General features: G+C 71.4%; 32 protein-coding genes and 1 pseudogene. 10 read left to right on the forward strand and 23 right to left on the reverse strand.

Annotated elements, in window-relative coordinates:
• Window positions 1-22 precede the first annotated feature (22 nt).
• On the reverse strand, window positions 23-829 hold the full coding sequence (locus FA582_RS01555; RefSeq protein WP_010149301.1) for a crotonase/enoyl-CoA hydratase family protein: 807 nt from the start codon (window positions 827-829) through the stop codon (window positions 23-25).
• Window positions 830-1,012: 183 nt separating this feature from the next.
• Window positions 1,013-1,453 (reverse strand): OsmC family peroxiredoxin, encoded by a 441-nt coding sequence (locus FA582_RS01560; RefSeq protein WP_010149300.1) that lies wholly within the window; start codon window positions 1,451-1,453, stop codon window positions 1,013-1,015.
• 99 nt (window positions 1,454-1,552) lie between these two features.
• On the opposite strand from FA582_RS01560, the gene FA582_RS16295 reads away from it, so the two are divergent.
• Window positions 1,553-2,104: a VOC family protein gene (locus FA582_RS16295; RefSeq protein ID WP_010149299.1), complete on the forward strand. Its 552-nt coding sequence runs from the start codon at window positions 1,553-1,555 to the stop codon at window positions 2,102-2,104.
• The gene (locus FA582_RS01570; protein WP_010149298.1) at window positions 2,101-2,781 is read left to right on the forward strand and encodes an alpha/beta fold hydrolase; all 681 of its coding nucleotides are present in this window, start codon (window positions 2,101-2,103) and stop codon (window positions 2,779-2,781) included. Before FA582_RS16295 ends, FA582_RS01570 begins: the two co-directional genes overlap by 4 nt.
• Before the next feature lie 110 nt (window positions 2,782-2,891).
• On the opposite strand, the gene FA582_RS01575 is transcribed toward FA582_RS01570, so the two are convergent.
• The gene (locus tag FA582_RS01575; protein WP_010149297.1) at window positions 2,892-3,803 is read right to left on the reverse strand and encodes a patatin-like phospholipase family protein; all 912 of its coding nucleotides are present in this window, start codon (window positions 3,801-3,803) and stop codon (window positions 2,892-2,894) included.
• Window positions 3,804-3,945: 142 nt separating this feature from the next.
• Between FA582_RS01575 and FA582_RS01580 the strand changes: the two genes are divergently transcribed.
• On the forward strand, window positions 3,946-4,314 hold the full coding sequence (locus FA582_RS01580; protein ID WP_010149296.1) for an iron chaperone: 369 nt from the start codon (window positions 3,946-3,948) through the stop codon (window positions 4,312-4,314).
• A 290-nt stretch (window positions 4,315-4,604) separates the two neighbouring features.
• On the opposite strand, the gene FA582_RS01585 is transcribed toward FA582_RS01580, so the two are convergent.
• The 7 genes from FA582_RS01585 to FA582_RS01615 all read right to left on the reverse strand — a co-directional run bounded on the left by FA582_RS01585 (window position 4,605) and on the right by FA582_RS01615 (window position 9,860).
• Window positions 4,605-5,279 carry a cation diffusion facilitator family transporter gene (locus tag FA582_RS01585; protein WP_010149295.1) on the reverse strand — a complete coding sequence of 225 codons (675 nt, stop codon included), beginning with the start codon at window positions 5,277-5,279 and terminating at the stop codon, window positions 4,605-4,607.
• Window positions 5,276-5,635, reverse strand: coding sequence for an ArsR/SmtB family transcription factor (locus tag FA582_RS01590; protein ID WP_010149294.1), 360 nt, complete (start codon window positions 5,633-5,635; stop codon window positions 5,276-5,278). The genes FA582_RS01585 and FA582_RS01590 overlap by 4 nt, the downstream gene beginning before the upstream one ends.
• Window positions 5,632-6,249: a methyltransferase family protein gene (locus FA582_RS01595; protein WP_010149293.1), complete on the reverse strand. Its 618-nt coding sequence runs from the start codon at window positions 6,247-6,249 to the stop codon at window positions 5,632-5,634. Before FA582_RS01595 ends, FA582_RS01590 begins: the two co-directional genes overlap by 4 nt.
• Before the next feature lie 120 nt (window positions 6,250-6,369).
• Complete coding sequence (locus FA582_RS01600; RefSeq protein ID WP_010149292.1) at window positions 6,370-7,416, reverse strand: ArsO family NAD(P)H-dependent flavin-containing monooxygenase; 1,047 nt, start codon at window positions 7,414-7,416, stop codon at window positions 6,370-6,372.
• A gap of 17 nt (window positions 7,417-7,433) precedes the next feature.
• A complete protein-coding gene (locus FA582_RS01605; protein ID WP_081480646.1) occupies window positions 7,434-8,321 on the reverse strand; it encodes a phosphatase PAP2 family protein in 888 nt (295 codons plus the stop codon).
• Window positions 8,322-8,461: 140 nt separating this feature from the next.
• Complete coding sequence (locus FA582_RS01610; RefSeq protein ID WP_010149289.1) at window positions 8,462-9,001, reverse strand: MOSC domain-containing protein; 540 nt, start codon at window positions 8,999-9,001, stop codon at window positions 8,462-8,464.
• Between the two features lie 7 nt (window positions 9,002-9,008).
• Window positions 9,009-9,860, reverse strand: a complete 852-nt coding sequence (locus FA582_RS01615) for a TrmH family RNA methyltransferase (RefSeq protein ID WP_010149288.1) — start codon at window positions 9,858-9,860, stop codon at window positions 9,009-9,011.
• A gap of 74 nt (window positions 9,861-9,934) precedes the next feature.
• Here FA582_RS01615 and FA582_RS16905 point away from each other — a divergent pair, with 74 nt between their 5' ends.
• From FA582_RS16905 to FA582_RS01625, 3 genes are all read left to right on the forward strand, one after another.
• Window positions 9,935-10,294, forward strand: coding sequence for an LbetaH domain-containing protein (locus tag FA582_RS16905; RefSeq protein WP_237707594.1), 360 nt, complete (start codon window positions 9,935-9,937; stop codon window positions 10,292-10,294).
• An 11-nt stretch (window positions 10,295-10,305) separates the two neighbouring features.
• Window positions 10,306-10,476: a DapH/DapD/GlmU-related protein gene (locus FA582_RS17470; RefSeq protein WP_337459792.1), complete on the forward strand. Its 171-nt coding sequence runs from the start codon at window positions 10,306-10,308 to the stop codon at window positions 10,474-10,476.
• A 62-nt stretch (window positions 10,477-10,538) separates the two neighbouring features.
• Complete coding sequence (locus FA582_RS01625; RefSeq protein WP_010149287.1) at window positions 10,539-11,192, forward strand: GNAT family N-acetyltransferase; 654 nt, start codon at window positions 10,539-10,541, stop codon at window positions 11,190-11,192.
• Window positions 11,193-11,276: 84 nt separating this feature from the next.
• Here FA582_RS01625 and FA582_RS01630 read toward each other — a convergent pair whose 3' ends face one another.
• Together FA582_RS01630 and FA582_RS01635 are read right to left on the reverse strand one after the other, a co-directional pair.
• Window positions 11,277-11,687, reverse strand: a complete 411-nt coding sequence (locus FA582_RS01630; RefSeq protein WP_010149286.1) for a type II toxin-antitoxin system VapC family toxin — start codon at window positions 11,685-11,687, stop codon at window positions 11,277-11,279.
• Window positions 11,688-11,918 carry a hypothetical protein gene (locus FA582_RS01635; protein ID WP_010149285.1) on the reverse strand — a complete coding sequence of 77 codons (231 nt, stop codon included), beginning with the start codon at window positions 11,916-11,918 and terminating at the stop codon, window positions 11,688-11,690.
• 86 nt (window positions 11,919-12,004) lie between these two features.
• Here FA582_RS01635 and pdxY point away from each other — a divergent pair, with 86 nt between their 5' ends.
• Entirely contained in the window at window positions 12,005-12,871 is an 867-nt protein-coding gene (gene pdxY / locus FA582_RS01640) for a pyridoxal kinase PdxY (RefSeq protein ID WP_010149284.1), read from the forward strand.
• Between the two features lie 277 nt (window positions 12,872-13,148).
• On the opposite strand, the gene FA582_RS01645 is transcribed toward pdxY, so the two are convergent.
• The 3 genes from FA582_RS01645 to FA582_RS01655 form a co-directional block, all read right to left on the reverse strand.
• Entirely contained in the window at window positions 13,149-13,880 is a 732-nt protein-coding gene (locus tag FA582_RS01645) for a sulfotransferase-like domain-containing protein (RefSeq protein WP_010149283.1), read from the reverse strand.
• Complete coding sequence (locus FA582_RS01650) at window positions 13,877-14,815, reverse strand: aminotransferase class IV (RefSeq protein ID WP_010149281.1); 939 nt, start codon at window positions 14,813-14,815, stop codon at window positions 13,877-13,879. The genes FA582_RS01645 and FA582_RS01650 overlap by 4 nt, the downstream gene beginning before the upstream one ends.
• A gap of 65 nt (window positions 14,816-14,880) precedes the next feature.
• Window positions 14,881-15,663, reverse strand: coding sequence for a class I SAM-dependent methyltransferase (locus FA582_RS01655; protein WP_010149279.1), 783 nt, complete (start codon window positions 15,661-15,663; stop codon window positions 14,881-14,883).
• Between the two features lie 179 nt (window positions 15,664-15,842).
• Between FA582_RS01655 and FA582_RS01660 the strand changes: the two genes are divergently transcribed.
• Window positions 15,843-16,364 (forward strand): ester cyclase, encoded by a 522-nt coding sequence (locus FA582_RS01660; RefSeq protein ID WP_010149278.1) that lies wholly within the window; start codon window positions 15,843-15,845, stop codon window positions 16,362-16,364.
• Window positions 16,365-16,374: 10 nt separating this feature from the next.
• The gene (locus FA582_RS01665; RefSeq protein WP_029541909.1) at window positions 16,375-16,971 is read left to right on the forward strand and encodes a TetR/AcrR family transcriptional regulator; all 597 of its coding nucleotides are present in this window, start codon (window positions 16,375-16,377) and stop codon (window positions 16,969-16,971) included.
• A gap of 31 nt (window positions 16,972-17,002) precedes the next feature.
• Here FA582_RS01665 and FA582_RS01670 read toward each other — a convergent pair whose 3' ends face one another.
• The 8 genes and pseudogenes from FA582_RS01670 to FA582_RS01700 form a co-directional block, all read right to left on the reverse strand.
• Entirely contained in the window at window positions 17,003-17,980 is a 978-nt protein-coding gene (locus tag FA582_RS01670) for an alpha/beta hydrolase (RefSeq protein WP_010149276.1), read from the reverse strand.
• Between the two features lie 150 nt (window positions 17,981-18,130).
• On the reverse strand, window positions 18,131-18,439 hold the full coding sequence (locus FA582_RS01675; protein WP_010149275.1) for a hypothetical protein: 309 nt from the start codon (window positions 18,437-18,439) through the stop codon (window positions 18,131-18,133).
• A gap of 39 nt (window positions 18,440-18,478) precedes the next feature.
• Window positions 18,479-18,700: a hypothetical protein gene (locus tag FA582_RS01680; protein ID WP_029541901.1), complete on the reverse strand. Its 222-nt coding sequence runs from the start codon at window positions 18,698-18,700 to the stop codon at window positions 18,479-18,481.
• A 92-nt stretch (window positions 18,701-18,792) separates the two neighbouring features.
• The gene (locus FA582_RS16915; protein WP_169316074.1) at window positions 18,793-19,170 is read right to left on the reverse strand and encodes a hypothetical protein; all 378 of its coding nucleotides are present in this window, start codon (window positions 19,168-19,170) and stop codon (window positions 18,793-18,795) included.
• 180 nt (window positions 19,171-19,350) lie between these two features.
• Window positions 19,351-19,611, reverse strand: a pseudogene (locus tag FA582_RS16920) (class I SAM-dependent methyltransferase); the annotation flags it as partial.
• Between the two features lie 350 nt (window positions 19,612-19,961).
• Window positions 19,962-20,561 (reverse strand): cadmium resistance transporter, encoded by a 600-nt coding sequence (locus FA582_RS01690; protein ID WP_147899719.1) that lies wholly within the window; start codon window positions 20,559-20,561, stop codon window positions 19,962-19,964.
• Complete coding sequence (gene cmtR / locus FA582_RS01695) at window positions 20,558-20,917, reverse strand: Cd(II)/Pb(II)-sensing metalloregulatory transcriptional regulator CmtR (protein ID WP_040563313.1); 360 nt, start codon at window positions 20,915-20,917, stop codon at window positions 20,558-20,560. Before cmtR ends, FA582_RS01690 begins: the two co-directional genes overlap by 4 nt.
• A gap of 321 nt (window positions 20,918-21,238) precedes the next feature.
• Window positions 21,239-22,525 carry an IS256 family transposase gene (locus FA582_RS01700; protein WP_147899694.1) on the reverse strand — a complete coding sequence of 429 codons (1,287 nt, stop codon included), beginning with the start codon at window positions 22,523-22,525 and terminating at the stop codon, window positions 21,239-21,241.
• A gap of 1,027 nt (window positions 22,526-23,552) precedes the next feature.
• On the opposite strand from FA582_RS01700, the gene FA582_RS01705 reads away from it, so the two are divergent.
• Entirely contained in the window at window positions 23,553-24,035 is a 483-nt protein-coding gene (locus FA582_RS01705; RefSeq protein WP_006593155.1) for a hypothetical protein, read from the forward strand.
• The last annotated feature ends 3 nt before the right edge of the window (window positions 24,036-24,038 follow it).

The raw sequence follows: 24,038 nt of genomic DNA on the forward strand, positions 1-24,038 counted from the left end.
GCGGCCAACCCTCCCAGGGGGCTCAGTCAGCCGCGCGCCGACCCGCCGTCGCGCGGTCCGCCGATCCCGGCAGGCCGGCGCGGCCGAGCCGGGTGAGCAGGGCGAGCTGGGCGCGGCGCTCGCGGGCGAAGGTGGCGCGGGGGCTGGAGGTCCAGGTATGCCGGAAGAGTCGTTTGGCCGACGCCAGCGCCGTGGGGTCGTGCTCGAGCATGGGGGCGAGGAGGTCGTGCGCGAGCGCGACCGGGTCGTCGCCGACCCGGGTGGCCAGGCCGAGGCTGCCCGCCTCGGAGCCGGGCAGCAGGCGGCCGGTGAGGGTGAGCTCCGTGGCGACGTCGAGGCCGACCAGCTCGGCCAGCGTGCGCGTCCCGGTCATGTCGGGCACGAGCCCCCAGCGCACCTCGCGCACGGACCACGACGCGTCGGTGGTGGTGGTGCGCAGGTCGGCGCCCAGCGCGAGCTGGATGCCGGCGCCGAGGCAGTGACCATGAACGGCCGCCACCACCGGCACGGGCAGCCGCCGCCACACCCAGCAGGCCTCCTGGAAAGTGTTGGTGCCCCGCCACGGGCGCGGCACGAAGCGGCTGCCGATGCCGACCGGGTCGCGCAGCGCCCGGCGCAGGTCCAGCCCGGCGCAGAAGGCGTCGCCCTCCCCACGGAGCACCACCGCCCGCACCCTGTCGTCGCGGCCCAGGGCCCGGGCGGTGCGGACCAGCTCGTCGAGCATCCCCAGGGTGAGGGCGTTGAGCTTGTCCGGACGGTCGAGGACGACGTGCGCGACGCCGTCGGGGCGCCGGGTGACCCGGACATGGTCGGTGCTCGGACGCGGCATACCTGTGAGCATCGCAGATGGGTCCAGGCCGGGCCGCGGCCGCCGCCTCACCCTCGACACGCCCGACGCGAACCGGCCCAGCCGTTCACGTGAACGACTGGGCCGGTGCGGGTGGGCGTGTCGTCGGCTCAGGCGTTCATGTGAACGCCGTGGCCGACCACCCGGGTATGCGTGGTGCTGGGTTCAGGCCTCCAGCGCGGCGTCGAGGGTGATCTCGACCCCGGTGAGCGCCTTGCTGACGGGGCAGCCCTCCTTGGCGGCCTCCGCGGCCTTGACGAAGCCGGCCTCGTCGAGACCCTCGACCTCACCGCGCACGGTGAGGGTGATGCCGGTGAGCTTGAAGCCACCGGCCGGGTCGGCGCCGAGGGACACGTCAGCCTTGACGTCGAGGGACTGCGGGGTGCCGCCGGCCTCGGCGACGAAGGCCGAGAGCTGCATGGCGTAGCAGGCCGAGTGCGCCGCGGCGATGAGCTCCTCGGGGGAGGTCGCGCCGTTGGCGTCGTCGGCCGAGCGCTTGGGGAAGGACACGTCGTAGGTGCCGATGCCAGAGCTGCTGAGCTCGACCTTGCCGGAGCCCTCCTGCAGGGTGCCGGTCCAGTCGGTGCGTGCGGTGCGAGTGGGCATACGTCGTCCTTTCATCGGGGACTGCTGTCACGGGCGTCAACCACCTGGCCGGGCCCGGCATTCCGTCGTCTGTCTGCCGGACCTGACACGATGGGCGACATGGTGGCTGTGACGATGGTGACGATCGACTGCGAGGACCCGCGCAAGCTGGCGGAGTTCTGGACCGCGGCGCTGGGGACCGAGATCGCGGTCGACTGGGAGGACTACATCGTCCTGCGCGGCGCCCCGGCGATCGGGCTGCAGCGGGTGGAGAGCCCCACTCCGGGCAAGAACCGCCTGCACCTCGACCTCTCCGGCGGCGACCGGGCGCCCGAGGTGGCGCGGCTCGTCGAGCTGGGCGCCGACGTCGTGCGCACCCACGACGTGGAGGGCTTCGGCTGGACGGTGATGGTGGACCCGGCCGGCAACGAGTTCTGCGTCAGCGACCCGCACGGCGGCGACGAGGGCGGGACGACGAGCACCGACGAGGACGGCGCGGAGGACTTCGACGCCGAACCCGACGTCGAGGGGGAGGACAGCCTCGACGAGCGCCACGGCGGCGGCGGGGCGAAGGACGACGGCCTCGACAACGAGGACGACCTCGACGACGGTGACGATGACGACGGGCTCGACGACGATGACGACGACGACCTCGACGGGGGCGACCGGTGACCGAGGCGGGTGCGGACGCAGGGGCGCAGGCGCCGGGCGCCGACCCCACCCCTCTCGTCCTGCTCCACGGCGTCGGCCAGGCGCCGATGGCGTGGGAGGACGTCGTCGTCGCGCTCTACGGCAGCCGACGGCTGCTCACCCCCTGGGTGCCCGGGCTACGGCCGACGGAGCAGCAGGTCGTCGCGCTGAGCGACTCCGCCGCGGCGCTCGACCAGCAGCTCATGCTCGAGGGGATGCACCAGGTCGACCTGTGCGGTCTGTCCTACGGCGCGATGGTCGCGACCCGGCTGGCCGCCGACTTCCCCGAGCGGGTGCGCCGCCTCGTGCTCATCGCCGGCCAGGTGCGCCCGCCGCGCCTCGCGATGCGGGCGCAGTCGGCAGCGCTCAGGCTCGTCCCCGCCTCGCGTCTCGCCGACGCCGGTGTGTCCAAGGAGCGGCTGCTGCAGGCCCTCGAGATGTCGCGGTCGGCCGACCTCACCGACGCCCTGGCCCGCATCCAGGCGCCCACGCTCGTCCTCGTCGGAGCCAAGGACAAGGCCAACCAGCCGGGCGCGCGGGCCCTGGCCGACGGCATACCCTCCGCGCGGCTGCGCATCGTCGAGGGTGCCGGGCACGCCCTCAACGAGGACGCACCCAAGGCCCTCGTCGAGCTTCTGCGCGACTTCCTCGACACCTGAGCGGACCGCCCACCCTGGGCGTCTCGCGCACCTGAGCGCCCCGCGCCCCTGCAGCGCCTCGCGCACCGTGAGTACCCCCGGCGCCCTGGGCGCCTGAGGCGACGCCGGCGTCAGGTGACCCCGAGGAAGTCCCGGATCGCGGGGATCTCGCGGCGTGCCTGCGCCAGCCCGGCCTCGTGGCTCGCCGCGAGCTTCGCCACGTCTCGCTCGCCGTTGCCGACCGGCATCTGCTCGGGCACGAAGAGGTAGGCCGCGCCGCTGGCCTCGAGGTCGAAGAGCTCCTCGCGCACCGCGTTGTAGCGCGCCGGCCGCGCCGCGAGCGCCTGCGGGATCGCGGGGAAGCGACGGAAGTGCTGGCGGAGGTACCAGTCGCCGCGCTGCTCCGCCTTGCGATAGCCGCGCTCCTGGGTGAGGACGACGAGGAACCTCTCGAAGCCGTCCGCCCGCGCCGCGTCCAGTGCGATGCCCGCACTCGCCCCCAGCGCGCCGTCGACATACACCCGTCCGTCGATCGTCACCGGAGGCATGACGACCGGCATCGTCGAGGAGGCGCGCACCCGCACCATGAGGTCGCGCAGCGTCGCGAGGTCCTCGCGGCCCCACCAGACCTGCTCCCCGGCGGCGGCGTCGAAGGCACCGATCCGCACCTGCGCCGGGTTGGCCGCGAAGGTGTCCCAGTCGAAGGGCAGCGCCTGGTCCGGGAGCGAGGTCTCCTCGTAGATGTACTGCGCGTTGAACCACCCCTGCCCCCGCGCGAACGATCGCCAGTTGCCGAAGCGCGGGTCGGAGGCGAAGTCGGTGAAGGAGTGCCGTGCCCGCCACGGGTCGTGGCTGAGGTAGTTGCACGTGTTGCTCGCGCCGGCCGAGATGCCGCCGACCCACGGCAGGTGCAATCCCGCCTCGAGCAGCGCCACCACCATCCCCGAGGTGTATGACGCCCGCATCCCCCCGCCCTCGCAGATCAGCGCGGTGTCGGTCAGCTTCTGAACCACCTCACGAGCATAGGTCCGCCGGCCCCGCATCCCCCTCCGCCCCTCATCCCCCACCGAGCGTCGTGAATGGTTGCCCCTGACCCCACCGGGCGTCGTGAATGGCTGCCCCTGACCCCACCGGGCGCCGCGAATGGTTGGCACGCCGAGGAGGAGAAGGGGCTAGGTTCGAGGCATGGACCAGGCCGAAGCCGTCACGGCATACCTCGACTCGTTGCCGCCGACCGCACGGCAGCGGGTGGAGCAGATCCACTCGGCGATCCACTCCAGCGCTGACGGGCTGGGGGAGAAGATCTCCTACGGCATCCTCACCTTCACCCTCGACGGGCGGACCGTCTGCCACACCGGCGGGTATGCCGCTCACGTCGCGGTCTACCCGGTGCCGGACGCCTCGGACGACCCTGCGCTGGCCGAGCGGATGGAGCCCTACGTCGCGGGCAGGGGGACGCTGAAGTTCCCGCACGGCGCGGAGCTGCCGCTCGACCTCATCGAGGACGTCGCCCTGGCCCACCTCGCGCGCGTCCGGGGTGCCACGAGGCCCTGAGGGTCGGGGCCTGAGTGCAGGGCCCATGGCCCTGTCCCACGCAGCACAGGAGCATCAGGCCTCCTTCGGTGCCAGGAAATCAGGCTGTGCGCGGGTCGTTATCCCGGGCAGATCCGCACAGGCTGGCAACGTGGTGCGCGTGTGATTGGCGGGTATGCGCGCCCGCGCGGCCAGGGCTCCGGGGCGGACGTGGCTGCAGTGGACGGGCGGTCGGCGCGGCAGTAGCGAGTCCGGGGATGGGGAGCCCAGCAGGCGGAGGACCCGCCCGCGCGGCCGACCGAGTGGTGGCCTCAGCAGGTGCAGGAGCCGCCCGCGCAGCCGCACGAGGACCCGACCGGGCCGCAGCAGCCCTTGCCCTGCCAGGCGAGGACGCCCTCGCGCAGGGCGATGCCGGCGATGACGAGCCCCGCGACCGGGTCGGCCCAAGCCCAGCCGAGCGTGGCGTTGAGGACGAGCCCGAGCAGGAGCACGGCCGACAGATAGGTGCACAGCAGAGTCTGGGTGCCGTCCGCGACGACCGCGTTGGAGCCCAGCGCCCGCCCGGTCCGCCGTTGCGCCCAGGACAGCAGGGGCATGACGGCGAGCGAGGCGATGGCGAGGCCGATGCCGATCGGCGAGGCCTGCGGCTCGTGCCCGCCGAGAAGAGCACCAATCGACCCGATCGACACCAGGGCCGCGAGGGCGAAGAACGCGAGGGCCATGAGACGCAGCGCCGTGCGCTCACGCTCCTGCGGCAGATGGTGGCTGAACTGCCACAGCACGATCAGCCCGCTGCTCACCTCGACGACCGAGTCCAGCCCGAAGCCGAGCAGCGCCATCGACCCCGCGACGAGGCCGGCGGCGATCGCGATGACGGCTTCGAGGACGTTGTAGACCACCGAGGTGAGGGCCAGCGCCCTCGCGCGGCGCTGCAACGTGCGGCGACGACCGGCTGCCGCCGGGCTCTCCAGGTGCAGCATGCTCATCGGGTCGCCACCGCCCCGGTGCTCGGGCAGAGCACGACCGCGTCGCCCGTCGCGGCCAGCAGCTTCTCCGCCGCGGCGAACAGCGCGGTGACCAGGCCCGGGTCGGAGACGGCGTAGACGGAGGACCGCCCCACCGGGCGCGAGCTCACCAGCCCGCAGTCCCGCAGGCAGGCGAGGTGTCCTGAGACGGTCGACTGCGCGAGGCCGAGATGGCCGGTGAGCTGGCGGACGTTGTGCTCGCCGAGCAGCAGGTGCCGCAGGATCGCGACGCGCGAGGAGTCGGCCAGACCGTGGAAGAGGCAGGCCGCCGCCAGCGCCGCGTCGGGCTCGGCCCGCTCGACCAGCGCCCCACTCATCGGCGCACCCCCTCGCCGACCGTGCCCACCCCGGGCACGAAGCGACCCACTGACGCGAGGTATGCCGCATACCCCTCCCCGTGGGTGCGGGCGAGGTAGGGCTCCTCGACGACCCTCACCTGCAGCTGGATGGCGACCGTGATGACGACGAGGGCCAGGACGGCCAGGGGGTTCGGGGTCATGAGGGTCAGCCCGAGGACGGTCAGCACCATCATCGTGAAGATCGGGTTGCGGGCCAGGCCGAAGGGCCCCTCGGTCACCAGGGTGGTGCGCTCGGTCTCATCGACGCCGACCCGCCAGCTCGTCCCCATGGCCAGCTGGGTCCACACCGTGCCGACGACGCCCAGGAGGGCCAGCACCAAGCCGACCCACGCGAGCGAAGCGGCGCCCACCCCGGGGAGGGGAGGCATACCCAGGGCGTGGGCGAGCGCGCCGACCGGCACGAGGAGGGCGCCGATGAGGAAGAGGGCGCCCGCCCACCACCCGAGCGAGCCCGGGCGGCCGTGGAAGCCCCGCAGACCGGTGTCGCCGGTGCGCCGCCGCTGGAGCCAGGCGCGCCAGCCGAAGCCCAGCGCGGCATACAGCGCGAAGAGTGCGAGGGCGAGCCACCCCATGATCCGTCCTTCCATCGGAAGGAAACGATGTTAGCGGATGACGCCGATCAAGAAAGACTGCTCCGGGCAGGGTCGTGCCCCGCCCCCCGCCGCACCAGAAGGCTGGGACCAGAAGGCGGGTCAGGCGGGCTCGAGAGCCGCCGCCACCCGGTCGGCCACGAGCCGCGCCCACTGCCCCACGCCGATGAGCGTCGCGGAGGCCGGGCCGCACCAGTCGCCGTACCCGAGCAGGAACAGCCCCGGCACCCCCGGGACCACCGGGGTGCCGTCGGTGACGACCCGCCCGTCGCGGCGCGGCAGGTCGAGCCCCGAGAGCCAGGACAGGTCGGGGCGGAAGCCGGTGCACCAGATGATCGCGTCGAACCCCCGCTCGACGCCGTCAGGGCCGACCGCACCCGTGCGGGTGATGCTCCGCACCATCGGCGTCGCGACGAGGCCGCCCTCGTCGCGCGCCCGCCGCACCGGCGGCACCGCGACGATGTCGCCGAGGCTCCCGACGCCACCTCCCTCACCGCGCAGCCGCGCCGACGCCACCCGGAAGAGCTCGCGCCCGTCGACGTCGTCCGGGAGGTAGCGCGGCGGCGTCAGCGTCGCCCAGGTGACCTCGGCGACGGGGAGCAGGTCGGCCGCGATCTGCGCGCCGGAGTTGGCGCCGCCGACGACGAGCACGCGCCGCCCCGCGAACTCCTCGGGCCCGGCATACCCCGAGCTGTGCCTCTGCTCGCCCTCGAAGTCACTCAGGCCGGGCACCGCCGGCACGAAGGGTCGCGTCCCGTTGCCGGTCGCGCCGATCACCGTGCCGGCCGACCAGGTGCCGGCACCGGTGACGACCTCGAAGCCCTCGCCCGAGCGCGTCACGCCGCGGACCCGCACGGGCCGTCGGACGGGCACGGCATACCTCTCCTCGTAGCGGGCGAGGTAGTCGATGACGTGCGCGGCGTCCGGGTTGTCCGCGCCCGGCGTCGCGGGCATGCGCCAGCCGGGGAGCGAGGAGTATGCCGCGGGGGAGAAGAGGCGCAGCGAGGGCCACGTCTGGCGCCACGCGCCTCCGGGGCGCTCGGCTGCGTCGAGGACGACGTGGTCGATGCCGCGACGCCGCAGGTAGAACGACGCCGCGAGACCGGCCTGTCCACCGCCGACGACGACGGCGGGCAGGTGCTCGGTCACGCGGCGAGGTTAACGGACTACGGGACGAGCTCGGGGTCGCGCTCCAGCGAGCGACGGGGCGCCGTATGCAGCGTGGGTATGCCTTCCCGCGGCTCCCACTCCGAGGCGCGGGTCGTGGTCGGTCGCGACGCGACGGTCGAGGTCGGAGTCGCCGTCGGGGCGGGCACCCGGGTGGCCGACGAGGACGGGGCCTCCGACGGGTGCGGGTTGCTCGGCAGGGACTCCAGGCGGCGCCACATGGCCGCCGTCCGCCGCCGCACCACGGCCTGGTCGACGTCGATGATCGCCCGCAGGACGACCGCGCCGACGAGCATGCCGCCGATGAGGTCGGCGGGCCAGTGGTAGCCGAGGTAGTAGGCCACGCCGATCGAGTTGACCACGATCAGCCCCATGGCCCAGCCGAGCCGAGCCCGGACGCGGGTGTCGGGGTGGGCGTAGACGGCGATGAGATAGGCCGCGGCGCCGTAGAAAAGAATGGCCTCGGAGGCGTGGCCCGAGGGATAACTGATGCCGTACCACCCGTGCTCCGCGGCCCCGCCGTTGAGGAACCGTCCGGAGACGTCATCGGCCTTCGGCGAGGTGCGTCCGAGGACGACCTTGAGCCCGCCGACGACGGCGTAGAAGCCGATCTCGGCAGCGGCGGCGATGAGGATCGGGCGCCAGGTGCGGTGCTTGCACGCCAGGAAGAAGGCGACGGCCAGCAGGACGGGCAGGCACACAGCCTGACCTGCGACGGCGTTGGGCACCTGGTCGAGGAAGTCGGTCCACTGGGGGGTGAGCTCGTCGGACCAGAAGCCGTGGAGGGAGCGGTCCACCTCGCGCAGCGGGCCTGCGACCAGCAGCGTCACCAGCACCAGGGCACCGGTCAACGCCGGCAGGCTGGTCAGGCGGCGAAAAGTCAACATTGTTTCCCCACGATAGAAAAGAACTCTGTGATGAACCTGAGGCGCACCCCTGGGCCGCAGACGTCTTCAGGATACGCACTGTCAGGCCTCATTGCCCCTGAAATGACGCGGCGTGCTCCCGCCCCCGGGCGGCCGAGGCGTCAGACGGTGGTCAGCGGCAGGAGTGGCGCGGCGGGGAGGGTCGCCGTGATGGTGTCGCCCGGGCTGATGCTCCCGCTGCGCGTGACGACCCCCATGACGCCGGTGAGCCGCCGCACCTGCCCGTCGGTGTCCTTGCGCAGCACCTGCTTGAGCAGGCCGGGCTGGAAGTCGTTGATCTGCGAGCACGGGTTGCGCAGGCCGGTGATCTCCACCTCGGCGGTCCCGAGGACGAGGAGGGTGCCACGCGGCAGGCCCAGCAGGTCGATGCCACGGGTCGTGATGTTCTCCCCGAGCTCTCCGGGGCGGACGGTATGCCCGAGCGCGGCCAGGTCGTCGAGGAGCTCGGCGTGGATGAGGTGCACCTGGCGCAGGTTGGGCGCGGTGGGGTCCTTGGCGACCCGGTGCAGGTGCTGGATCGTGGCGCCCGCGTGCGCGTCACCGGCCACGCCGTGACCCTCGACCAGCTCGATCTCGGTGACCGGCTCCTTGCTGAAGTCGTGGACCGGGCTCCGGTGCACGGCGAGCACGCGTGACGTCATACCGGCATCATGCCCCAGCGGCGGGGCGCCCCGACCCACGCCGTCGTTGCAGCTCGTAGAGCACGATCGAGCCAGCGCTCGCGGCGTTGAGCGAGCTGGCGGTGCCGGTCATGGGGATCGAGGTGAGCAGGTCGCAGGCCTCGCGCCAGCCGCTGCTCATGCCGGTCGCCTCGCTGCCGATGACCACGACCGTCGGGCCGTCCACAGGCACCTCGGCGAGCTCGACGTCGCCGTGCTCGTCGGTGCCGATGACGGTGAACGGCAGACCCGCCGCTCGGCGCCGCTCGACCCAGGCCAGCAGCGGCTGGTGCGAGGGCAGCCGGAGCACCGGCACCGCGAAGATCGATCCGGTGCTGGCGCGCACCGAGGCCGGGTCCCACGGGTCGGCGGCGTGCCCGGTGACCACCAGGGCAGCGCCCCCGAGCGCGTCGACGGAGCGGGCGAGCGAGCCGATGTTACCGGGGTTCGCCGGCCGGTCGAAGACCACGATCGGGCCGCTCGGCTCGGACGGGAGCCGGTCGACGTCGTCCGCAGGCAGACCGACGACCGCGAGCAGCTCGGGTGCACCGTCGCCCCGCTCGCCGAGCTCGGCCAGGAGCGTGGGAGCGACCTTCACGACCGCGCCTGGGTGCCTGCGCATGAGGTCGCGTGCCCACTCCGAGGGGCGGGCGCGGCCGTCGCTGAGCAGCGCCCGGACGGGGAATCCGGCGGTGACCGCCTGGCTGATCGGACGCACCCCCTGCACGAGCAGCTCGCCGGACTGCGTCCGCTTGCGGCGGTTGGTGAGCAGCGCCTCCCACTGCTGGAAGACCGCGTTGCGTCGCTCGACGCGGCGGGGCTGGTGCTGACCTCGGCTCACCGGCCAAGCATGGCGCATCGGCACCGCGGTGGTGCGACGATGGCCGGTATGCAGCTCACCGACTTTTCGAGCACGTGCGCCGCGGGGAGCTCATCGAGGGCGGCTCACCGGCGCACGCCTTCATGCACGGGGCGAGCCAGGACGCGCTGCGCGTGGTGGCCGAGCTCAACGGCTCCTACCACCCGCCGGAGCAGGTCCGGGCGCTGCTCGCCGAGCTGACCGGACGGGAGGTGCCGGAGTCGGTGACGGTCTTCCCGCCGTTCTACAGCGAGTTCGGCAAGGGCCTCGTGCTCGGGGAGGGCGTCTTCATCAACATGGGTGCCGCTTCCAGGACACCGGCGGCATCACCATCGGCGACGGCTCGCTCGTCGGCCACGGGTCGACGATCACCACCCTCAACCACGGCACCGACCCGGAGCGGCGGGGCGACATGATCCCCGCGGCGGTGACGATCGGGAGACAGGTCTGGCTCGGGGCGTCGGTCACCGTCGTGCCCGGTGTGAGCATCGGCGACGGCGCGATCGTGGGGGCCGGCGCGGTCGTCACCAAGGACGTCCCTGCGCGCACCAGCGTCGCCGGCGTCCCCGCCCGGGTCATCCGCTCGATCGACGACTGAGCGGACGGCATACCGGCGAAAACGCGTTGGGCTCGCCCTGTCCGCCCGGCACACTGTGGGGTATGCCGTCGCTCACCCTCGAGGAGATCTGGCCGCCGTTCGGGCTTCGCGTGGAGGCGGGTGACCTCACGCTGTCCGTGCTGCGGGAGGGGGACGTCGCCGCGCTGGTGGGGCTGGTGCTCGAGGGCATCCACGACCCCGACGATATGCCCTTCCTCTTCCCCTGGACGCGGGCGCCGCGCGAGGAGCTCCCCGCCAACTACGTGCGCTACGCCGGTCGGGTCCTCGCCGGGCAGTCGCCGGAGTCCACCTCGCTGCAGCTCGTCGTGCGGAGGGCGGGGGAGGTCGTCGGCATCCAGGCCCTCGAGGGGGAGGACGTGCCGGTGACCCGGACGATGGAGACCGGCTCCTGGCTGGTCCGCCGGCTCCACGGGCAGGGCATCGGCACTCGGATGCGGCAGGCGGTCTGCGCGCTCGCCTTCGACCACCTCGGGATCGAGCGGATCACCTCCTCGGCCTACCTCGACAACCCCTCCTCGATGGCGGTGAGCCGCGCCGTGGGCTACCAGCCCAACGGGCGCCGGTGGATCGCGCGCGAGGGCGAGCCGGCCGAGCAGCAGTCCTACGTGCTGACCCCGGGGACGTTCCGGCGCGGGGAGGAGATCCGGGTGGAGGGCGCCGCGGCGCTGCGGGAGTTCCTCGGGCTGGGCGGTTGAGCGCGGGGGCCAAGCGCCGAGCGCGCGGAGCGCGCGGCCCTGCGAGATGGCGGAGGGAGGACGCCGGGCGCCGGAGCTGCTCGCTCAGGCAGGTGGCCAGGTCTCCACGTGGGCGTGATGACCGGGAGTTCGGGCGAACTTGCGGTCATCAGTGAGCAGGGGCAGGTCCAGCGTCTCGGCCAGGGCGACGTAGAAGGCGTCGTAGGCCGTGAGGTTGTCGCGGAGTTCGATCACCCGCATCTGGAGGGGCTGCATGGCGTAGCGGACCAACGGCAGTCCGGCGAAGTCCTCCATCATCGCCTCGGCGCGCGCCCGGTCGATGTGCGTGCCCGGCGCTGAACTGAGCAGAAGTCCACGGACGGCAGAAGCGACCTCGGCGTCGATCAGCGCCGGCGCATGCAGTCGGCGCTCGGACGCGACCCGGGAGCGAAGAGGCTGGTCGGGCGCTCGGTTGAGCAGGAGTCGGACCACGATCGAGGCGTCGACGACCGACATTCAGCGGCGACCCTCCGCGATCATGTTGCGGATCGTGTCTGAGCCGACATCGACGCCCGCCCGACGGCTGATGCGCTCGAGCGCTTCCGTCATCGTGGGTCGGGCGGCGTCCTCGTGGATGAGATCGCGCAGGTACTGCGACAGCGAGACCCGACGCTCGGCGGCGCGAGCGCGCAAGATGCGTGCGTCCTCGGCGGGGACGTCGCGGACCTGGAAGACCTCGGTGCTCATACGGTGATGCTACCGCGACTGCATGCAGAGTGCATGAAGCCGGGCAAGATGTGAGGTTGCGCTGAGGAGGTGCCATCATCGGGGCCATGCGCTTCCTCTCCATCCAGAGCCACGTCGCCTACGGCCATGTCGGCAACTCGGCTGCCGTCTTCCCGCTTCAGCGCCTCGGGCACGAGGTGTGGCCGGTGCTGACGGTGAACTTCTCCAACCACACGGGGTATGGCGCGTGGGGCGGCCCGCTCATCCCCGCCGACGACGTGCGCTCGGTCGTCACTGGCATCGAGGACCGCGGCGTGCTCGGGACGGCCGACGGGGTGCTCTCGGGCTACCTCGGCGGGGAGGAGATCGTCGACGTCGTGCTGGACGCGGTGGCGCGGGTCAAGGCGGCCAACCCCGACGCGACGTACACCTGCGACCCGGTCATGGGCAACGCCACCTCCGGGTGCTTCGTGGCTCCGGCGATCCCGCCGCTCATCCGGGAGAAGGTGCTGCCGCACGCCGACATCATCACGCCCAACCAGTTCGAGCTCGGCTTCATGACGCACACCGAGCCGGACACCCTGGAGTCGACCCTGGCCTCGGTCGAGATCGCCCGCGACCTCGGCCCGCGCACCGTGCTCGTCACCAGCGTGCTGCGACCCGAGCGGGAGGCCGGCCCGGACGGGGGCGAGACCATCGAGATGCTCGCGGTCGACGACGCCGGCGCCTGGATCGTCGCGACGCCGCGGCTGCCGATCAAGGCCAACGGCTCCGGGGACGTCACCAGCGCCCTCTTCACCGCGCACTACCGCGAGACGGGCTCGGCGGCGACCGCCCTGGAGCGCACCGCGGCCAGCGTCTTCGAGCTGCTGCAGGTCACGATCGACTCCGGCGAGCGCGAGCTGCGGCTGGTGCAGGCACAAGAGGCCTTCGTCGCGCCGAAGGTCGCCTTTGAGGCGACGCAGGTGCGCTGAGGCACAGGTGCGCTGCGGCGCGGATCCCGGTGCCCCGCGGCTTGCGTGACTGGCGCAGGCGCCTGGGGGCCGGTCGGCCGGATGGACAGCGGCGCGGACGTCACAGCGACATCACGAGCACCACGGTGCCGGGTTGTCAGGCTGTGCGTGGCACAACAACCCGCGCACAGGCCGTTGTCCTGGCGGTCGGGTGTGCGTGTGACCTGCGTGGCTGATGTGAGTCGTTCAGGGTATGGCGTCCGCTCCGTGGCCGACCGAACCTGTGCGACGACTCGACTCACCCCGGCCGGCGCCTCGCCGGCTCAGAGCCGCAGGGCGTGCTCCCGCAGCTGCTCGTAGGCGGGGCGGCAGGTCCCGCGACGGCCGCGTCGTGCTCGCTGAGCTGCACCTCCCGCGGTCGGTAGGGCGCGAAGCCGGTCGAGGCGACGACGGCGTCATACCAGTGCGGCGCCCACACGCCGTCGGAGTCACGCGGTCCGGGCGGCCAGGTGAGCATGTGGTCGGTGAACTCGATGCCGAGCCAGTCGCACAGCCAGCGCAGGTAGGCCTCGGGGTCCCGCAGGAAGTCGGCCGCGTCGATCACCGGCGGGGAGCCGAGCAGGTCGAAGAGGGTGAGCTGCTGGGGCAGGCCGATGTCCTCGGGCTGGCAGGTCTCGCGGGAGCGGACGTAGGAGAAGACCACCTCTGCCGGGTCGCGGATGAGCAGCACGCTGCGCACCTGCTCGGTCCAGGACAGGTCGTCGCCGTCCAGGTAGTGGTGGGTCATGAGCTTGGAGTACGACACGGCCGCCTCGGTCGGAGCCAGCAGGCCGCGGGCCACCTCGGCCGGGTCGGTCGGCTGGGAGGCGATGACCTCCTCGCGCGCCGGGTGCTCGATCCCGGTGCGGTGCAGGTATGCCGCGTAGAACGGCTCGTCGAAGACCTCGGCGTCCGGACGGTTCTCCCAGGACCGCATCATCGCGGTCGAGATGTTGCGGGGTCCGGACCACATGCCCAGCCGGACGGTCACGACCCGCTCCGCCGGGCGGCGTCGGCGGCGACGTGCTCGGCATACCAGCCCTGGAGCCGCTCCACCACCGGTCCCCGGGCTCCCGTCCCGATGGTGCGACCGTCCACCGAGCGCACCGGAACCACCCCGGCGAAGGTCCCGGTGACGAAGGCCTCCTGCGCGCTGTAGACGTCGGTGAGGCTGAAGGTGCGTTCCTGCGCGGGCAGCCCGCGGTCCCGGCAGACGCGCAGGACGTTGCCCCGGGTGATCCCGGCGAGGCAGAAGCGACCGTCGCTGGTCCAGACCTCCGGCTCCTCCGCGGTGCCCTTGACGATGAAGAAGTGGGTGCTGTTGCAGGTCGCCACGAAGCCGTGCGGGTCGAGCATCAGCGCCTCGTCGGCTCCCGCGGTGTAGGCCTGGATGCACGCCGTGATGTCGTTGAGCTTGCTGTGGGCGTTGAGCTTGGGGTCCAGCGTGTCCGGCGTCGCGCGGCGCACGTGCGTGGTGAACAGCGTGATGCCCTCGCGCACCGTGGCCGGGAGCGGCTCCTTGTGCTCGGGGATGATGACCACTGTCGGCGGGCCGATCGTGACCCGAGGGTCCTGGTAGGGCGTCGACTTCACCCCGCGGGAGACCATGAGCCGGATGTGCACCCCGTCGTGCATGTCGTTGGCTCGCAGCACCTCGTAGACCGCGGCTGTGAGGTCTTCGCGCGACATGCCGAGGTCGAGCATGATCGCGGCCGCCCCCTCGACAAGGCGGTCGAGGTGCTGCTCCCAGAAGACCGGGTGGCCGTCGTGCACCCGGATCCCCTCCCAGATCCCGTCGCCGAGGACGAAGCCGGAGTCGAAGACCGAGACCACCGCCTCGGCCCGGGGTTTGAGCGCACCGTTGACCCAGATGAGGATCTGCTCGTTGCGCGGGTCGTCGCCGTGGTCATGGGTTCCGTGAGGCACCTGAGCAGGTTACCGAGGAGCGAGGCTCGGCCGGTCGGCGTGCGTGGTCACCGGGCCTCTGCGCGTCACGCACGCCTCGCGGGGACTCGGTCCGCGTGGCCGAGGTATGCCGTGAACTCGGCTCCCGGCCGAAGCGCGGTGTCGCGCCCGATGTCGGCCGGGTCGAGGTGGAGCAGGCACAGCCCGGCGGCCTCCGCGAGCGTGGCGATCGTCGACGGGGTCTGCCAGTGGATGACCCACTCCCGCTCGATCGTCTCCGTCGGGGCGCCCGGGGCCGTGCGCTCGTAGCGCACCTGCGTCCGCCGGGTCCTGGTGTCGTCGTCGAGGTCCTCCGACAGGGCCACGAACGACAGCTCCACCCCGGAGGGGTCGGTCGTCCGACGGGGTCGGCCGAACGCCGACGCCGGCGTGGGCTGCGGGATCCACAGCGGCACCATGACCTGCCCCTCGGGGTGGAGGTGGCGCCGGAAGCTCGCCAGCGCCCGGGCCGCCGAGGCGTCGTCGGGGAGGAGCTCGAAGGTGGGACCGGCGAGGTAGATCGACCGGTAGCGACGTCCGAGGTCCATGTCCTCCATGCGGGACACGCGCAGCACGGGCTGGAGCCCCCGAGCCCGCGCCGCCCGGGTGGCTCGCTCGATCATGTCGGGAGAGGAGTCGACGCCGTCGACCTCGAGACCCGCCTGCACGAGATCGAGCAGCGGGTGCCCGTCGCCGCACCCGACCTCGAGGGCGTGCCCGCCGAGCTCGCGGACGAACGCGGCATACCGGTCCGCGTCGAACGTCTCCGCCTTGAGTGCGGCGTAGGCGTCAGCCACGAAACCGGTGTAGAAGTCGGCCGCGTCAGTCATGGCATGGTCCGGACGTGCAGCAGGTGGCGCGCACGTCAGCGAAGTCCATGCGGCGGATCGTGTCAGAAGGTCGATCCCTGGGCAACGACTTTGTGGAACAGCTCCGTGGCGCAGGGGACCCTGCTCGGCGGCATCCTTTTACATTGCAGTCGCAATGCAAAAAGGTCATCATGGTCCCCATGACGACCTCTGAGTCCGACAACGCCCTCCTGATGCGCGAGGCCTTCGCCGCCCTCCAACGACACGACCTCGACGCGTGCACCGCTCTCATGACGCCCAACTTCGTCATCAACATCGCCGGCATGCCGGCGGCGCGGCGCGGGATACCGGCCTGGAGAGGGCACGCGCGGACGATGCTCACGGCGTTTCCCGACGTGCGCCTCTCCCTCCACGACGTCGTGGCAGCGGGTGACCGGGTCGCCGTGAGGATGACGCTGTCCGGCACGCACCAGGGTGAGTTCATGGGCGTCCGCGCCACCGGCCGGCGCGTCGAGTACGAGAGCAGCGAGATCTACCGGATCGAGGACGGCCTGATCGCCGAGGAGTGGATCTGCTCGGACATGATGACCCTGCTCAGTCAGCTGGGTGAGGTCTCGACGACGAAGCTGGCGGCCATGTACTTCTCGGGCTACCGGTTCTGGTGCGGCGCCGCCCTCGGCGGGCTGGCGGGCCTCGCCATCGCCGGACGACGTCGGGGGTAGGGAGCTCGTGGTGCCGAAGAAGGTCGACCATGGTCGACGACGGGACGAGATCTCGCGTGCGGTGGTCGCGGTCGCAGCCGAGCGGGGCCTGCCGGCCGTCAGTCTGCGGACGGTCGCGCAGCAGGCGGGGGTGACCTCCGGGATGGTCCAGCACTATTTCGAGAGTCGCGACGCGATGGTGGACTACGCCATGAGCGCGGCGAGCTCGCGCTTCGAGTCACGGATGACCCAAGCCGTGGAGCGTCTCGGCGACGAGCCAGGGGCGAGGCTCCTGGTCTGGACCCTCCTGTCCAGCCTGGTTCCCACCGACGAGGAACAACTCGCCGACGCCCGTGTCGCGCTCGACTTCATGGCGTCTGCAGCGACCACACCATCGGCCGCCCGACGTCTGGAGGTCGACAACGCCCGGCTCCGCGACTACCTCGCACACCAATTGCGGAGCGCCCAGCATGCAGGTGAGCTCGCCCAGGACCGCGACCCCGAGCTCGCAGCGACGGCGCTGTTCGCCCTGGCCGAGGGATTGTCTGTGCATGTCATCAGCGGGGGCCTCGACGCCGCAGATGCGCTGGCCGCCCTGGAGTCCACGCTGACGGCCTTCTTCGTCTAGGCCCCTCAGGCCACGCCGGCCGGCGTGGAAGTCACGAGGAGATGCGCGCCGTCGCGACCCCGAGTGCCTCGGCCATCCGGCGCCGGAGGGCGACCATCGCGGGGGTCGTGGAGGCGCCGGGGAGGGCGTCCGCACCGTGGTACATCCCCTCCTCGACGTGCAGCTCGACGGCGACCCCGGCCGCCTCGAGCCGCCGGGCGTAGTCGACGTCCTCGTCGTAGAACAGGTCGAGGTCACCGACGCCGATCCACGCCGGCGGCAGCCCGGTGAGGTCGTCGCGGCGGGCACCGACGGCATACGGGCGCTGCTCGTCCTGCCCGGCGGGGTGACCGAGGTAGGCGGACCAGCCGACGCGGTTCGCGCCCGGCGTCCACACGAGGCGCCCGCGGTCATGCGGTCCGTGAGACAGGGTGCGGTCGTCGAGCATCGGGTAGAGGAGGAGCTGGAAGTCGACCTGCAGGCCCTCGTCATGGGCGCGCTGCGCGAGCTCGGCGGCGAGGCCACCCCCGGCGCTGGCGCCGCCGACGACGATCGGGCCGTCGGTCCCTCGACGTTCCACGAGCCAGGTGAGCGCGGCGTGACAGTCGTCGAGCGGCGCGGGGTAGGGGTGCTCCGGCGCCAGGCGGTGGTCGACGCTCAGGACGAAGACCCCGGCGTGGTCGGCGAACATCTGGCACAGGTCGTGGTCCTGGGCGGCCGACCCCAGGACCCTTCCACCGCCGTGGATCCAGAGCAGTGCACCGTGGGGCTCACCCGAGGTCGGGGTGTAGGTGAACGCCGGGACCGGCCCGTCCGGGGACGGCACCGAGACCTGCGTGCGCCCGGTGTCCTCGGTGTGCGGCAACCGGGCCAGAGCCGCCTTCATGAGGGGCAGGCCCCGGTCGGTGAGGGGATTCGGGGTGTATGCCGCGGGCACCCGCAGCTCGGGCCTGGCCCGGCCTACCTGCCGGTGCTTGGTCAGTCCGGCCACGGCAGCGGCCGCCAACGGGGCGGCCCAGATGAGCTTCATGGGGTCTCCTCGGTCGGGCGATGCCACGGGAGGCCAGTGCACCAGATCCGGGTCGTCCGCGCACGACGGGCGGAGAGGAGTCACGACGGATTGGACGCCGGGGCAGGGGGCAGGACAAGGCGAAGCGGCTCGACCCGGAGGCCGAGTTGTTCAGTACCTGAACTCGAGCACGCTCTCGAGGTGCTGCGCTGAGGTGACCAGTTCGGTGCGCGGCCACGGCGGTGTCTCAGGACGCCCGCTCCACGACAGGTGGACCAGCGCGACGCGACCGTCACCCGTCTCGACGACCGCCTCGTCCTGGGGGATCGCGCGCGCCAGCACGTGCAGGTCGACTCCGTGGAGCACGTGGCCGGGGGCGAGCTCGCGCATGAGCTCGGCATGGAGTGCTGCGGCTTCGTGGGGAGTCGGGCGGAGGTCGCGCAGCGGGTCGCTGAACTCATACGTGCTCGTCCAGCTCACGTGATCACACCACCAGTCGGACAGTGATCGGTGGGCTGGTCAGAGCCGCTCGAGCTTGGGGAAGGGGGTGACGATCCGCATCGTGCGGTTGCCGAAGTCGACGGTCACGGACTCGTTGTCCTTGCCGGTGACGCGCCCGAGCCCGTAGGTCTGGTGGGACACGCGGTCGTCGACGGCGAAGTCCGGGACAACGGGCTCGACCCGGGGGGCGAACGGGCTGCTGGCGAGGTGGCGGCGGGGAGCGTTCGATCGAGTTGTCATCACCCCCCAGTATGCGCCCGCGCAGGGCCCCCAGCGCCACGACCGAGCGGATCGTCACCGCCGGCGAGGCTTCCCGCGGCAGTCTGCCCTGGTCAGGCCCGGTCGGTCTCGGGCCTGGCCCGCCAGGCGGCCAGGGAGGTGGCCACGCCCACGGGGGCCCACCAGCGCTCCAGGGGCGATCTGGAGGCGGCATTCGGCACGGTGGACAGGGCCATCGCTGCGCTGATCCCCGTCAGGAGGCGTCGCCGCACCGTGGGGCTGCCGGCGCCAGATCCGACGACGGCGGCGAGCGCGGCATACCCGACTGCTGCCGCGGCGCTCACGGTGCGCAGGCGGTCGGGGAGCACCCCGTGATGGGCGCCCCCGTAGGACGCACGCCCCCAGGGGAGGCCGCTTGCGAGGCCGGCCTGGAAGACGCCGACGGTGGCGAGCAGGCCGCTGGTGGTCCCGGCCCAGGTGGCAGTGGTCATCGGCACAGTCGGCACTCTAGGTGGGGTGTCGGTGGCCGGGGGCGGCTCTTCCATTGCGGCGATCTCGAAGCCGGCGTCGGTGAACGCCCTCGTGATGGCTTGCAAGGGGCGGTGCCACATCGTGAGCGAGACCGTTCGCCCGGCGAACTCGAACTCGTCGGAGTACTCGCGGGTGGCGAACTAGTCCTCGTCCGGATGGGTGATCGTCCGGACCATGGGGTGGTTGACCGAGACGATGACCCGACCGCCCGGGCGCAGCACCCGGGTCATCTCGGCCAGGGGCGTGGTCCAGTCCTGGAGGTAGTGGAGGACGAGCGAGGCGATGACCTCGTCGAAGGAGTCGTCGTCGAACGGCAACGGGTGGGCGAGGTCGTGGACGTGCAGGGGGACGGCGTCGCCGAGCCGGTCGCGGGCCAGGTCGATCATGGCCGCGCTGCCGGCGTCGACGGCTCGGTGCTGGCAGTGTCTCGAGGCATGCGGTCAGTCTCGCCCGGCAGCACGGCGGCGGGGTCGCCACGTCGGGCGTCAGGCGTGTTGCCCTTCTCCCGACCGGGGGTTAGGCCTGGGTTGCCCTCCGCCCGACCGAAGAAGTCACACGAACATCACGCGCACCGAGGTGCCGGGAAACCCGGATGTGCCGCACTCATTTCCCGGCGCACATCCCCGTTTCCCCCGCAGGTCGTGATGGAGGGGTGTAGGTTCTCGCGTGATCTGTCGGGGGAGTGGTTGGCTGACCTGCGGGGCGACAAGTTGGTGAGACGAGGGGCTGTCTCACTAACTTGTCGGGATCCTCAGAGGCCGAACGCCCCGCCACCGACCAGGATGGCGATGCCCAGGCCGATCAGGACGATGGGGAACAGGATGTGCTCCCACCGCTCGAGGACTTCGGCGATCGGGGGGCGGGTGGCTACGAACTTGGCCAGCATGACGAGGGCCGCGACAAGCACGAGGAACACGATGCAGTAGGCCACCACGGCCGCCGGTCCCACGCTGAGGAAGACCGGCACGTAGACGCCGATGTTGTCCCCGCCGTTGGCGAAGGTGACCCCGGCGACGGTCCAGACCGCGACGTTCTTGCCGGCGACCTTGGCGTCGTCATCATCGTCACCGTCCCCGCGCCAGGCCTGCCAGGCGGCCCATAGACCCAGAGCCAAGGGGATGAGTCCGAAGTACGGGATAACTTCCGAGGGCAGGAACGCATCCGCGCCCACGGTGACGAGCACGGCCGCGCCAAGAATGCCCGCGAACCCCAGATACTGGCCGACGGCGATCCGGGCGGTCGTCCCGGGCTGTCCCGCACCGCGGGCGAAGAACAGCGAGAGCACGATGATGTCGTCGATGTTGGTCGCGATGAACAGGCCGATCGCCTGCAGGATCGAGGACAGGATCATGCGCGCGCCTCGGCGATGCAGCATCCGTCAATAGAGCAGGCAGGATCGAGGCACGGCGCGTTCTCGTCTACTGCGAGAGTGACCTCAACCAGTGCGTTCAGCGCCCGCGAAAGGTGTGGATCCGCGATCTCATAACGCGTCCGACGGCCCTCGAGTTCGGCGACCACGATGCCGCAGTCCCGCAGGCACGCGAGATGGTTGGACACGTTAGAGCGCGTCAACCCTAGGTCGCTCGCCAGCTCCGCCGGGTAGGCCGCCCGCTCGAGCAGCACCAGAAGAAGTCGTGACCGGGTGGGATCGGCCAGCGCCCGACCCAACCGGTTCATCACATCGAGACGAGAAGCAACGGTCAGCACACGCTGAACAATACAGCATTGACTGAACTGGTCACGGTGACTGCAAGCGAATCAGGACGGCAGGCCTGCCTCAGGCATGGGCGGCGTGCTCGCGTTCGGGCGTGGTCGGGTGGTTCGAGCTGGAAGGGAACCAGAACAGCCCGAGTAGTGACGCTGTCCGGCACGAGACAAGGTGCGCCGTACCGGAAGCGCGCGAGCCAATCTCTCGGGGTCGACCTTCCGAAGCGCCGTCACGACGTCCTGGCCGTCGGCATCGACATACCGGACCTCGGTGCTCAGCAGCTGCTCGCGAGTAATTGTCAAGACCTGTGGATCGGCGTGTCATGCGACGTTTTGCTGGCGTCCTGATTCCTCGGGTCGTTCGACGAGCTTGCCGCGCTCGAAGGTGGCGCCGGCGCGGACGAGGGCCACGAGGTGCGGGGCGTTGACCGCGCGCCAGCGTCGTTGCGCGGACTCGATGAGCTTGAACGCCATCGCGATGCCCGCGGCGCGCGAGCCAGGACCCTTGGTGACGCGCTGACGGAGGCGGACAGTGGCGAAGGTCGACTCGATCGGGTTGGTCGTACGCAGATGCACCCAGTGCTCGGCCGGGTAGTCGTAGAACTCCAGCAGCACGTCCAGGTCGTCGGTGATCTTCGCGGCCGCCTTGGGCCACTTCGTGCCGTAGTCGGCGGCGAACGCCCTGGCGGCGGCCTCGGCGTGCTCGCGGTCCTCGGCGTTCCAGATCTCGGCCAGCGCGGCCTTGGCGCCGGGCTGGGCGGACTTGGGCAGGGCGTTGAGCACGTTTGCGATCCGGTGGAACCAGCACCGTTGCTCGCGGGTGGTGGGGAAGACTTCGCGCAGCGCGGCCCAGAACCCTAGGGCGCCGTCGCCGACGGCCAGGACCGGAGCGGCCATGCCCCGGCGCTTGCACGAGCGCAGCAGGTCGGCCCAGGACTCGGTGGACTCCCGGTGCCCGTCGTCCAGGGCGATCAGTTCCTTGGTGCCGTCGGCGCGGACCCCGACCATGACGAGCAGGCAGACCTTGTCCTGGGTGAGGCGGACCTTGAGGTGGATCCCGTCGACCCACACGTAGACGTAGTCGGTCCCGGCCAGGGAGCGCTGGTTGAAGGCGAGGGCCTCGGCCTGCCACTGCTCGGTGAGCCGGGTGATCGTCTTGGCCGACAGTCCGGCCGAGGTGCCGAGGAACTGGGTCAGCGCCGGTCCGAAGTCGCTGGAGGACAGACCGTGCAGGTAGAGCAGCGGCAGCACCTCGGCCATCTGCGGTGACTTACGGGCCCACGCCGGCAGGATCGCCGAGCCGAACCGCTTCCGCTCACCGGTGGCCTCATCGATCCGGCGGTCGTCGACCCGCGGTTGGCGCACCGGGACCGCGCCGGCGGCCGTGGTCACCTCTCGGGGTGCGTGGTACCCGTTGCGGACCACCAGCCGGTGACCGTGCTCGTCGACCTCCCCGGCGAACCGCTCGACGTAAGCCGCGACCTCGGCCTGCAGCGCGGCCGCGAGCATCTGCCGGGCGCCGTCACGCACGATCTCATCGAGCAACGACCCACCGTGCACGGTCGCGTCGACGTTGGACTCGGTGTTCTCCTGGACTACCTTGAGCATGGGCGTACCTTCCCGAGCCGGCGCTCCAACGCCGACCCTGATCAGAACTTGTATGGGCTTCAGATCTTGCTCGGGAGGTACGCCACTTTCACGTCACCCCGCCGAGAGCCATCCACAGGTTCTGATCATTGCTCGCTGCTCGCTGTCACGAGACTCAGCGTGACACTCCCGCCACTTAACTTGGGACGAACCGACACGCGTCCGCCAGTTAAGTGGGACTCCGACATCTCAGATGGGATCCGACAGCCTGGCTGTAGGTTCTCGGGCGACCTGTCGGGCGCGCAGCCCACTGACCTGCGCAGCGACATCTTGGTGAGACTCCGGCTGTCTCAACAACTTGTCGGAATCTCGGCCCTGATCTGCAGACCAGGCTGGCTGGGGGTCGGCAGCATCGGTTCGTGGGCGGCTAGCGGGGGGCGCTCCCCGCATCTTCCTCGATCACCATCCCGAGTCGATAGAGAGCGTTGCGGCTCGCGAGCAGTTGCCCGAGCCGGATGGGGTCGTAGCAGCCGCTGCGACCTGCCCCAGACCACGCTGCCGAGGACGAGGTCCACCTGAGTCCCGCCAGCGATCGGGGTGACGGTGACGCGAAACCACCGTCCCGGTCCGGAACGGGACGAGCGCAAGACTTCCCGACAGACTGCTATTTCTCCTGCCACAACACGTGGCCCGCGGTCTCATCGGCGGTCGGCTCCAGCGCGCGGATCCGGCGCACGTAAATGCCCTGCAGCCTGCCCTCAGTGCGGTTGCCCTTGCGCATCGTGCCGATAGCCCGGGCCCTCGTCGGGCTGCAGATGTGGTGTCCGGAACGCCGGTGACCGGCGAGCCTGTCCAACTCGGCTCAGCGGCCAACTGGTGAAGCACCGGTCGCCTACAACTGGCCATTGACACCTACCGTGTGCTTGCAGGTTGCCGCTGTACCTGCGGTGCCCCGGTTCTGGTTGCCCCGCCGAGGCGTGGTTCATCCGTCGCCCGGGGCCGCGGAGTCGCGGGGACCGGGTCGTTGCAGTCTTCGGAGAGGTATCGCATGTCCCGTGCTGAGCCAGCCGAGTTCGTGGTGGACCGGCAGGTCTGGACCAGCTATCGACCCTTCCTGGTCCTCGGGTCCGTGGGGGTCGTGCTGGGTGGGTTGCTCGCTGCCGTCACAGGGCCTCTGGCGCTGCCCATGGGGTCATGGGCAGCTGCCTACCTCGTGCTAGTGGTCGGGGTCGGCCAGATCGTCCTTGCTGGCGGTCAGGCGTTCGTGGGCGGGTCGGAGCTGGCGTCGTGGCGAGTCTGGTCCGAGGTCATGGCGTGGAACCTCGGTAGCGGCATCGTTCTTGTCGGTGGTATGCCCGGGATCCCCGTGGTGGTCGCCGTTGGGGGGCTGGTGCTGCTGGCGGCCCTCGTGATCTTCGCGACCGCGGTGCGTGGCGGGGGAGCAGCCGTGGGCCTGTATCGCTTCTTCACGCTCTTCCTCGCGGCGAGCGTGGCCGTCGGGGTCGGACTCTCTGCCGTACGCCACGGATAAGCC

This window comes from Serinicoccus profundi (assembly GCF_008001015.1).
GTDB classification, from domain to species: Bacteria; Actinomycetota; Actinomycetes; order Actinomycetales; family Dermatophilaceae; genus Ornithinicoccus; species Ornithinicoccus profundi.